8 protein-coding genes are annotated in these 9,885 nt (G+C 71.2%); 6 read left to right on the plus strand and 2 right to left on the minus strand.

Annotation, left to right across the window (positions count from 1 at the left end):
• The first annotated feature begins 69 nt into the window (after positions 1-69).
• Entirely contained in the window at positions 70-939 is an 870-nt protein-coding gene (locus Aco03nite_RS04490) for a helix-turn-helix domain-containing protein (protein WP_203793307.1), read from the plus strand.
• Between the two features lie 445 nt (positions 940-1,384).
• Here the strand turns inward: Aco03nite_RS04490 and Aco03nite_RS04495 are convergent, their stop codons facing one another.
• Positions 1,385-2,053, minus strand: a complete 669-nt coding sequence (locus tag Aco03nite_RS04495; protein WP_203793308.1) for a class I SAM-dependent methyltransferase — start codon at positions 2,051-2,053, stop codon at positions 1,385-1,387.
• Positions 2,054-2,884: 831 nt separating this feature from the next.
• Here Aco03nite_RS04495 and Aco03nite_RS04500 point away from each other — a divergent pair.
• Positions 2,885-3,076 (plus strand): CsbD family protein, encoded by a 192-nt coding sequence (locus Aco03nite_RS04500; protein WP_203793309.1) that lies wholly within the window; start codon positions 2,885-2,887, stop codon positions 3,074-3,076.
• 127 nt (positions 3,077-3,203) lie between these two features.
• On the opposite strand, the gene Aco03nite_RS04505 is transcribed toward Aco03nite_RS04500, so the two are convergent.
• On the minus strand, positions 3,204-4,577 hold the full coding sequence (locus Aco03nite_RS04505) for a KamA family radical SAM protein (RefSeq protein ID WP_203793310.1): 1,374 nt from the start codon (positions 4,575-4,577) through the stop codon (positions 3,204-3,206).
• Between the two features lie 197 nt (positions 4,578-4,774).
• On the opposite strand from Aco03nite_RS04505, the gene Aco03nite_RS04510 reads away from it, so the two are divergent.
• From Aco03nite_RS04510 to Aco03nite_RS04525, 4 genes are all read left to right on the plus strand, one after another.
• Entirely contained in the window at positions 4,775-6,313 is a 1,539-nt protein-coding gene (locus Aco03nite_RS04510) for an amidohydrolase (RefSeq protein WP_203793311.1), read from the plus strand.
• Positions 6,314-6,880: 567 nt separating this feature from the next.
• A complete protein-coding gene (gene lnt / locus Aco03nite_RS04515; protein WP_203793314.1) occupies positions 6,881-8,488 on the plus strand; it encodes an apolipoprotein N-acyltransferase in 1,608 nt (535 codons plus the stop codon).
• On the plus strand, positions 8,485-9,273 hold the full coding sequence (locus Aco03nite_RS04520; protein ID WP_203793312.1) for a polyprenol monophosphomannose synthase: 789 nt from the start codon (positions 8,485-8,487) through the stop codon (positions 9,271-9,273). The genes lnt and Aco03nite_RS04520 overlap by 4 nt, the downstream gene beginning before the upstream one ends.
• 64 nt (positions 9,274-9,337) lie before the next feature.
• Entirely contained in the window at positions 9,338-9,850 is a 513-nt protein-coding gene (locus Aco03nite_RS04525) for an FxsA family protein (protein ID WP_203793313.1), read from the plus strand.
• Positions 9,851-9,885: the final 35 nt, after the last annotated feature.

Below are 9,885 nucleotides of genomic sequence, written 5' to 3' on the forward strand. Positions count from 1 at the left end.
GGGTATTTTCAGGATCCTCATCTGCAATGTGCAGCGGACTAAGGTGGAGGGGCGTGTGAAGGGAGGCTCGTGACCGACCCGAACCCCGGCCCGGCGATCGCCCGGGCACTGCTCGCCAAAGACCTCCGGCTCCTGCGTGACGAGCGGCCGGCCGCCACGGTGGCCAGGTCCATGCACTGGTCACTGTCCAAACTGAACCGGATCGAGAACGGCAAGGTCACCATCCAGCCGGTCGAGGTCGAAGCCCTGGCCCGGCACTACGGGGTGGCCGCCGACGCCGAGCTGCGCCGACTGGTCCGCCTGTCGGTGGCGTCCCGGCAGCGGATGTGGTGGCGCGACGAGCACTTCGGCGAGGATTTCACCAACTTCATCGCCTTCGAGAACGACGCCTCCCATCTGTACGGCTACCAGGCCACCTACGTCCCGCCCCTGCTGCAGACCCCGGACTACGCCCTGGCCGTGACGTCGTCGGTGCTGCGCCGCCCGGCCCGCGACCGGCAGGTCCGCACCATCGTCGACGTCCGGCTGAAACGCCAGGCGACGCTGCGGCAGCGGCTCGCCGGCGAATTCGCGCCCCGGGTCAGCCAGGTCGTCGACGAGGCGGTGCTGCTGCGCCCGGTGGGCGGCCCCGACGTGATGGCCGGCCAGCTGGACCATCTTGCCGAGATGGCCGGCCGGGCGGGGGTCCGCCTGGTGGTGCTGCCGCTGCGCCTCGGCGTGCATCCCGGCCTGGGCGGCACGTTCGAGTTGCTCACCTTCGCCGAGGACGCCGACCTGGACGTGGTCTTCATCGAAACCCCGGCCAGCGACTTCCTGCTGACCGACACCGAGGACACCGCCACCTTCCGCGAGATCATCGACGACCTGCTGGCCACCGACCCGTCCGGCGAGAGCCTGCACCGATCCCTCACCGCCGCCAAGGCGGCCCTACGCCCATGACGACCGCCGCGGGGCGGCCTTCGACCGCCGCGGGTCGGCCTTCGACCGGTTCAGGCGGGCCGGACAGTGGCTCCCGGCAGTCGCCACGCGGGCCGGACGGAACGAGTGGGCCGGGTAGGTGCCGGGCGGTCCGCGGGGGCCGAGTGGGCCGGGTAGGTGTCGGGCGGGCTCGCGGATCAGGCAGGCCCGTCGGGCCGGACGATGGTCCGGGGCGGGCCGGGCGGTGGTCCCGGGCGGGTCGGGCGGCGGTCTCCCAGCAAGCCCAGCGCGGGTCGCGCGATCCGCGCGGTTCGGGCGGGTGATTCCGGTTTTCCGAGCGGATCGGGGTCCAGGCGCGGGTCGTGCAGGGTGGGCGGCGGGTTGCGGGCATGTCAGGCGCGGGTCGTGCGGGCGGGCGGTGGGTTGCGGGCATGTCAGATGTGGGTCGTGCAGGGTGGGCGGTGGGTCAAGGGCGGGTCAGGGCGGTCGCGGTGACGCACTCGGTGACGCAGGGCAGGTCGTAGGAGCCGCGGCCGAGCAATGCCGGGTGGGTGGCCAGCAGCTGCCGAACCTGGGCGAGCACGGCGGCCCGCTCGTCGGCCGGCAGCAGGACGATGTTGCCGCGGCCGGTGACCAGTTCGATCAGCTGGTCCGAACGCAGCGGATGGGACCAGGCGAAGGTGGCCCGGTCGGCGGGCCCGAACGGCGGCCCGAGCCGAGGCTGCCGCCGGGCGTCCGGGCTGCCGACGATCTCGCCGAGGCGGGCGGCCCAGTCGACCCGGTCGTCGCGGGCGTTCCAGATCAGCGCCAGCCGCCCGCCGCCGCGCAGAACCCGGGCCACCTCGGCCGGCGCCCGCACCGGATCGGCCCAGTGCCAGCTCTCCCCGGCCACCACCACATCGGCACACCCGTCCGGCAGCGGAATAGCCCCAGCGTCCCCGACATGCGTGGCCACCCCCGGCACGGCCCGGCGCAACTCACCGAGCATCGCCACCGACGGATCCACCGCCACCACGTCCAGCCCACGCTCCCACAGCCGCCGGGTGAGCCGCCCGGTCCCGGCACCCACCTCGACAACCCGCCCCACGTCCCCGGGCAGCAGCCAGTCGAGGGCCTCCCCAGGCCAGCCATACACTCACCGATCCTAGTCGTGCCCCCTTGATTCCAGGCCAGCCGTGCCCTTCGGTCCTGGGCCAGGCGTGCCGCTTTGGTCCCAGGCCAGCCGTGCCCTTCGGTCCTGGGCCAGCCGTGCCCCTCGGTCTCAGGCCAGCCGTGCCCTCTTGGTCCTAGACCGGTAGTGCCGCCTTGGTCCTAGGCCAGTCGGTGCCCCCTTGGTTCTAGGTCGGCCGCGCCCCTCGGTCCCAGGACGGCCCAAGCGCTGTAAGGCGGGACGAGGCCGCCGGCCTCGTGGCCGCCGTTGGATCACGTGGGAGCGACACGAAAACGTCCGCAGAACCGACGGCGATTCCACCCTTCCCGCCGACGGCGAGACCTCCCACCCGTTCGACACATCGCGCCGCCCGTTCGACACATCGCGTGAGAGCAAAGCGAGGTTCCCGGTGGTGCCTGATGGCATACAGCGGCAGACCCGGTACCCAACCTTCACCGACGCCGGCCGCCTCCCCGGTGGCGTCGGCCGGATGCGAGGCCCGGGCCGCCCGCCCGCAATCCCAACGCCGCCGACCCGCATCCCGGCCTCCGTCGGGCCACGTCGACCTCTGTCCGGTCGTCGCTGGGCGCTGCCGACCTTCGCTGGGCGCTGCCGACCTTCGCCGGGCGCTGCCGGGCGTCGGAGGGCGTCGCCGGGTGTCGGCTGGGCCGCCGCCGCAGCCCCGCGATCTCCCCGTGACGGCACTCGGGGGAGTGGGCCGTGACACGGGCTGTTTCAAGTGATCGCCGGCGGGGCAACCTACTTCTCGTAGGCAAGACCGCAGAACCGCTGCACAAGACCAAGGAGGGCGGGCGCATGAGCATCACCGACAAGGTCAAGAACAAGGCCGAGGAACTGGCCGGCAAGGCCAAGCAGGGCGTCGGCCAGGCGACCGACAACGAGCGCCTCATCGCCGAGGGCAAGGCCCAGGAGACGGCGGCGCACGCGAAGCAGGCCGGTGAGCACGTCAAGGACGCCGGCCGGGACGTCCGCGACACCTTCAGCTAGCCAGCGGCTGCCGGGGAGTCTCAGCGACCGTGAGGGCGGTCGAGGGCATCAGGTTCATCCGGCGGCTCGTGGGCCGATAATGACAGAGGGCGAGATCCGATTCGGGTCTCGCCCTCTGTCATGTCCATCAAGCCGCAGCCGTCGCCTCCTGCTGCTGCTGCTTGCGCCACCACGCCTGGCCGGATGCCGGGAGCGAGTCGATCGGGTCGTAGTAGGCGAACTGTTTGCCGAGCGCCTCGCTGTCCCCGGCCTCGATCGAGGTGCGGTAGTTCTTGGTCCAGTACGAGATGCCGTGCTCACGGTCGTAGTCGGCGACCATGTGGACCCAGCGCTTGCCGACGAAGGGCACGTCGCACACGATCCGCGGAGTGGCGTACCCGGGCAGATATCCCATCATGTCGTGCTGCAGCTGCTGGGCCTGCCAGACGGGCACCCGCCAGTGCTCCGCGTTGGGGATCATGTCGCACATGTAGAAGTAGTAGGGCAGGATCCCGGCCTCACCCTGCAGCGCGAAGCACAGGTCGAGCAGGTCGGTGACCCGGGCGTTGACGCCGCGCATCAGGACACCCTGGTTGCGGACGTCACGGACACCCACTTCCAGCAGGGTACGAACGGCGCGGGCCACCGTGGGCGTCAGCGAGTTCACATGGTTGACGTGGGTGTGCACGGCCAGGTTGACGCCGCGCCGCTCGGCGGTGACGGCGACCCGGTGCATGCCCTCGACGACGTCGTCCTGCAGCCAGTGCTGGGGCAGGCCGGCCAGGGCCTTGGTGGCGAGGCGGATGTCGCGCACGGTCGGGACCGAGAGCAGGCCCATCAGATACTGCTCGAGCTGTTTCCACGGGACGTTGGCGACGTCGCCGCCGGAGACCACCACATCACGGACGCCGGGGTGGGCCTTGAGATAGGCCAGGTGGGCCTCGTAACGGTCCGCGGGTTTCTGCAGCAGTTTAAGCTTGGCGACCGTGGGGGTGCTGTTGCCGACCAGGTCCATCCGGGTGCAGTGCCCGCAGTACTGCGGGCAGGTGGAGAGCAGCTCGGCGAGCACCTTGGTGGGGTAGCGGTGGGTGAGGCCCTCGGCGACCCACATGTCGTGCTCGTGCAGGGAGTCGCGGGTGGCGTGCGGGTGGGACGGCCAGTCGGTGTGCCGGTCGGAGGCGACCGGGAGCATGTAGCGGCGGATCGGGTCGGCGAGCAGCGCGGCGGTGTCCGGTGCCCGGTCCGGGACCATCGTGTTGGTCATCTGCGGGGGCAGCAGCATCGACATGGTGGCCAGCTCGCGCTGGTCGGTCTCCAGGTCGGTGTAGAAGCTCTCGTCGACGAGATCGCCGAGGACCGCACGCAGCTGCCGGACGTTCTTCACACAGTTGACCCGCTGCCACTGGGCGGACTGCCACTGGGCCGTGGTGACGTCACGCCAGCCGGGGAATCTGGTCCAGTCCGGCTCGATCAGCTCGCGCCGGCGGTACTCGTACGGCTGGCCTGCCTCGGGTTCTCCCACCGGATCCTCCTGATGTTGGACTGCGGCCCAAGCTACCGGAGAATCTCCGGTCCAGGTAGCGATGTAACGGAAAATCTACGGTTGACAGCCCCTCGATCGCGATTGTTTCATGTGTTTCCAAATGGGCGGTTAACCGTACCCAGGACAGCGTGGTAGCACTCTGGCAGCGATGCGGGGAGGGCGGCAGACTGACCGGCATGACGAAGACTCCATCGGTCCGCTACCTGAACGGCCGCTTCTATTCGGCTGCGGAACCCCGCGCCACGGCGATGGTCACCGGCGGCGGCACGATCGCCTGGCTCGGTGACGGCGCCGACGCTCCGGCCGCCGACGTCACCGTCGATCTGGGCGGCGCGCTGGTGACCCCGGCGTTCGTCGACGCACACGTGCACGCCACCGACACCGGCCTGGCGTTCGACGGGCTGGACCTGTCGGCGGTCCGGTCACCGGGGGAGCTGCTGGACCGGGTGGCGGCGTTCGCGGCGACCCGGCCGGCCGACGGCGTGGTGCACGGGCACGGGTGGGACGAGTCGACGTGGCAGGACCAGACACCGCCGTCGGCCGGGGAGCTGGACCGGGCGGCCGGTGGGCGGCGGGTCTATCTGTCGCAGGCGTCGGTGCACTCGGCGCTGGCGTCCTCGGCGCTCCTGCCGGCCGCGCGCGGGGTGCACGGTTACGACGAGTCGGGCTGGGTGCGCGAGGCGGCACATCACGCCGTACGCGAAATCGCTCTGGGTTCCCTGTCTCCTGCCGACCGGGAGTCGGCGCAGCGGACGGCGCTGTCGCGGGCGGCGTCGCTGGGGATCGCGGCGGTGCACGAGTGCGGCGGCCCGGGCACCTCCAGCGAGGAGGACTTCACGTCGGTGCTGTCGCTGTCCGGGCGGGGGCTGCCCCGGGTGTTCGGCTACTGGGGCGAGCTGGGCGGTGTCGACCGGGCACGGGACCTGGGCGCGCACGGGGCGGCCGGGGATCTGTATGCGGACGGGGCTCTCGGCTCGCGGACGGCGTCGGTCCGCTCTCCCTATCTGGACGGCGACCACGGCTGCGGTGAGGCGTTCGTGACCGCCGAGCAGGCCGCCGACCATCTGCTGGACTGCGTGCGGGCGGGTTTCCAGGGCGGTTTCCACGCGATCGGGGACGCCGCGATCGCGACCGTGCTGGAGGGCTTCGCGCTGGCGGCCAAGCAGGTCGGCGTCGACCGGCTGCGCGAGGGCCGGCACCGGATCGAGCACGTCGAGCTGATCGACAAGGCGATGATCGCGCGGATGGTGGAGTTCGGGGTGATCGCCTCGGTGCAGCCGGTGTTCGACGCGCTGTGGGGCGGCACCGACCGGATGTACGCGCAGCGGCTCGGGGTGGAGCGGGCGCTGGCCAGCAACCCGATCGGGGCTATGCACGCGACCGGGGTGGCGCTGGCGTTCGGTTCGGATTCGCCGGTGACGGCGCTGGACCCGTGGGCGATGGTGGTGGCGGCCGCGGCGCCGCACAACCCCCGGTTCCGGCTGAGCGTGCGGTCGGCGTTCGCGGCGAGCAGCGCCGGCGGCTGGCGGGCGGCGGGGGTGGACGACGCGGGCATCCTGAAGCCCGGCGCGGCGGCGACGTTCGCGGTGTGGGAGACGCCGGCCGGGGTTTCCGGTGGTCTGCCGGTGCTGCTGCCGGAGGCCGACGACGTGGTCCCGGAGCGCCCGGTGTGTGTCCGCACGGTGCTGGACGGGGAGGCCATCTTCCAGAGGTGACGTACGCCTCGCCGGCCCCTCCGGGCGCTGTCGGCCATCGATGTCCGGCGCGTCGTGGCGGTACCGTCCGGACGGGCCGGTGCCGTGGTCGCGGCCGCATATGCATCGGTCCGCTCCGGTGTCTCGAGATGTCCGGACCATGACCTGATCGGGTACAGGACATGACACGCCCGTGGATGCGACACGCCGCGACACGGGGACCCGGTTGACAGGCGGGCGGGGGATCGACGTACCGTCTTCGAGTCCTGCTTCCATGTTTCGCTCTCCCTTCCACTGGCCGCAGTCCTCGCTGGGGTCGCGCGTTCAGCCAGGTCCAGGGGACGGGAGTGAGCGGGGCGGTGCGGGCGGGCCGCTTCGGCGGCCCCTCCGGGAGATCAGGTCCTGACCGTTAGACAACGGCACGGCGCGGGCATCCGGCACGCGGCGAGTCGGTCCGAAGGTCAGGGCGAAAGTCCCCGGATAGCGCCGCTCATGGGCAGGGGTGGAGCACCCGAGGGGCGTGGTCGAACCGTGACCGCGCCCCTCCGTCGTCGCAGCTCGCGGGCGGGTAGCCTGCCACGCGTGGAAATGACACTGCCCCCTCCGGCGCTGGCCGAGCCGGGGTCCGCCCCGCCCGGCGGGTCACGCCGCCCTCTCCGGCTTCCGGTGGCCGCGGCACTCGCCGTCGCCGCCGGTGCCGCGTTACTCCTCGCATTACCGCCGTTCGACCTGTGGTGGCTCTCCCCGGCCGGTGTGGCCCTGCTGGCCGCGGCGGTGCACCGGCGCCGGCTGCGGGCCGGGTTCGGTCTGGGCATGCTGGCCGGCCTGGTGCTGTTCGTGCCGCTGCTGGAGTGGACCACCATCGGCGCCGGCTGGCTGCCGTGGATCATCCTGGCGGTGCTGCAGTCGCTGTACATCGGCCTGGCCGGTCTCGCCGGGGCGTGGGTGTCGCCGCTGGTCGACCGGTGGCGGGCGCTGTGGCCGCTGCTGGCCGGGCTGATCTGGACGACTCAGGAGTTCCTGCGCGACCGCACCCCGTTCGGGGGATTCCCGTGGGGCCGCATCGCGTTCAGCCAGGGCGACTCCCCGACACTGCGACTTGCGGCGTACGGGGGAGCGCCGCTCGTCACCTTCGTCGTGACCGTGGCCGGAGGCGCCCTCGTGGCGCTGTTCTGGCGGCGTTCCGGGGTTCTGGGTGCGGCCGGGTTCGCCGTGGTCGTGGCGGTCCTGCTGGGCGGCCCGGCGGCGCTGCCGCTCACCGCGACGACCGGCCCGTCGACCACCGTCGCGATCGTGCAGGGCAACGTGCCCCGGCTCGGGCTGGACTTCAACGCCCAGCGCCGCGCCGTGCTCGACAACCACGTCAAGGCCACCGTGCAGCTGGCCGCTGACGTCGCATCGGGCAAGCAGAAGCAGCCGTCGCTGGTGGTGTGGCCGGAGAACTCCAGCGACATCGACCCGTTGCGCAACAGTGACGCCGGCGAGCAGATCCAGTACGCCGCCGACACCGTGAAGGCCCCGATCCTGGTCGGCACCCTGCAGCGCACCGACGTCCCCCGCGACAACTACAACGTCGGCATCCTGTGGAACCCGGGCACCGGCCCGGACCTGGCCCAGCAGTACGCGAAGCGGCATCCGGTGCCGTTCGCCGAGTACATGCCGCTGCGGTCGATCGCCCGGGTGGTCAGCGAGCGGGCCGATCTCGTCAGCAACATGCTCGCGGGCGACCATCCGGGTGTCATCGACACCGGTGCGGTCACGGTCGGCGACGTCATCTGCTTCGAGGTGGCGTACGACGGGCTGGTCAAGGATGTCGTCGACGGGGGCGCGCAGATCCTCACGGTGCAGACCAACAACGCCACGTTCAACGAGGCCGAAGCCCTCCAGCAGCTGGCGATGGTGCAGCTCAGAGCGGTGGAACACGGTCGTGAGGGGCTGATGGTCTCGACGGTCGGTGTGTCCGCTTTCGTGGACGCTGAAGGTACCGTGCACGGTTCGACCGGTTTCAACACCGCTGCCGTGGTGGTGCGTGACATGAAATTGGACGGACCGCGTACGCTGGCGACCCGTTCGGGCAATCGGCCCGAGGTGGTGCTCGTCGTTGCTACGGTCATCGCCCTCGTCGGTGTGCTGCCCCTGCGGCGCTGGCGGGACTCTATCGACGGGGACAGCGTGAAGGTTTCGGAGGAACAGTGAGCGAGGCGGAAGGATACCCGGGAGTGGGACGGGTCCTCGTGATCATTCCCACCTACAACGAGTCGGACAATGTCCGGTTGATCGTCGACCGGACCCGCAAGGCGGTTCCGAACGTTGACATCCTGGTCGCCGACGACAACTCCCCGGACGGCACCGGAGCCATCGCCGACGAGCTCGCCGAGGCCGACGACCACATCTTCGTCCTGCACCGGGCCGGCAAGGAGGGCCTCGGGGCCGCCTACAAGGCCGGTTTCCAGTGGGCCAAGGACAAGGGCTACGACGTCGTCGTCGAGATGGACGCGGACGGCTCGCACGCCCCGGAGGAGCTGACCCGGCTGCTGGACGCGCTGCCCGACCACGACGCGGTCATCGGCACGAGATACATTCCCGGCGGTACGGTGCACAACTGGCCGTTGCGGCGGCTGCTGCTGTCCCGTGGCGGCAACCTGTACATCCGGATGGCCCTCGGGATGCCGTTCAAGGACGCCACCGCCGGATACCGGGCCTACCGGATCGGCGTGCTGGACAAGATCGACGTCGCGACGATCGCCTCGACCGGCTACTCCTTCCAGGTCGAGATGACCTGGCGGGCGTACAAGCAGGGGTTCAAAATCGTCGAGGTGCCGATCACGTTCACCGAGCGCGAAATCGGCGTCTCCAAGATGAGCGGCAACATCTTCAAGGAACAACTGCTCAGGGTCACCGCGTGGGGTGTGCAGCACCGCAAGGAGACCCTGCTCGGCCTGCTCAATCGCAAGCCGCGACAGGGCAGCACCTGGCCGTGAGGTGGCATGCTTGACGTCAGCCCGTCGTGAGACGGGCTGGCGACACCCCTCGGAGGTTCTTGCGATGCGCCGGAGCAGACTGGCCTTTCTCCCGTTCGTTTTCCCGCTGCTGGCGTTCGCCGAGTTCGTGACCTTCGTGTCGGTCGCGCACGCCATCGGCTTCGGCTGGGCCATCCTGGCCCTGGCCGCGTCCAGCGTCGCCGGCCTGGCATTGTTGCGCCGTGAGGGCATCAAGGGCTTCCGTGCCTTCCAGGAGGCCGCCCGCGCCGGCCGCCCACCCGGCGCCGAGGTGAGCAACTCGCTGATCGGTCTGTTCGGAGCCCTGCTCCTGGCCATTCCCGGTTTCGTGACCGCGGTGGCCGGCCTGCTCCTGCTGGTGCCCCCGGGCCGCACCCTGGCCCGCCGAGGTGCGGAGCGCCTGGCCGAGCGCCGTCTGGGCGGCGCCGCCACCAGCGACCTGTTCGGCCCCCGCAAGGTCCGCGTCCACCAGGCCGACCCGGTGTCGGTGGTGGTGGTCGACGAGCCCTCGTCCCCACGCCCCGCAGCCGGAGCCATCGAGGGCGAAATCGTCCGCTGACCCCGGCTACGCCGGCCATCCCGGCCAGCCTGGCC

Source organism: Actinoplanes couchii, from assembly GCF_016862075.1.
Classification (GTDB): Bacteria; Actinomycetota; Actinomycetes; order Mycobacteriales; family Micromonosporaceae; genus Actinoplanes; species Actinoplanes couchii.

What these genes read in the sequence shown, in the direction of transcription:
- Aco03nite_RS04500 (WP_203793309.1), top strand. Translation starts at nt 2,885, where the DNA reads ATGAGCATCACCGACAAGGTCAAGAACAAGGCCGAGGAACTGGCCGGC.
- Aco03nite_RS04510 (WP_203793311.1), top strand. Translation starts at nt 4,775, where the DNA reads ATGACGAAGACTCCATCGGTCCGCTACCTGAACGGCCGCTTCTATTCG.
- lnt (WP_203793314.1), top strand. Translation starts at nt 6,881, where the DNA reads ATGACACTGCCCCCTCCGGCGCTGGCCGAGCCGGGGTCCGCCCCGCCC.
- Aco03nite_RS04525 (WP_203793313.1), top strand. Translation starts at nt 9,338, where the DNA reads ATGCGCCGGAGCAGACTGGCCTTTCTCCCGTTCGTTTTCCCGCTGCTG.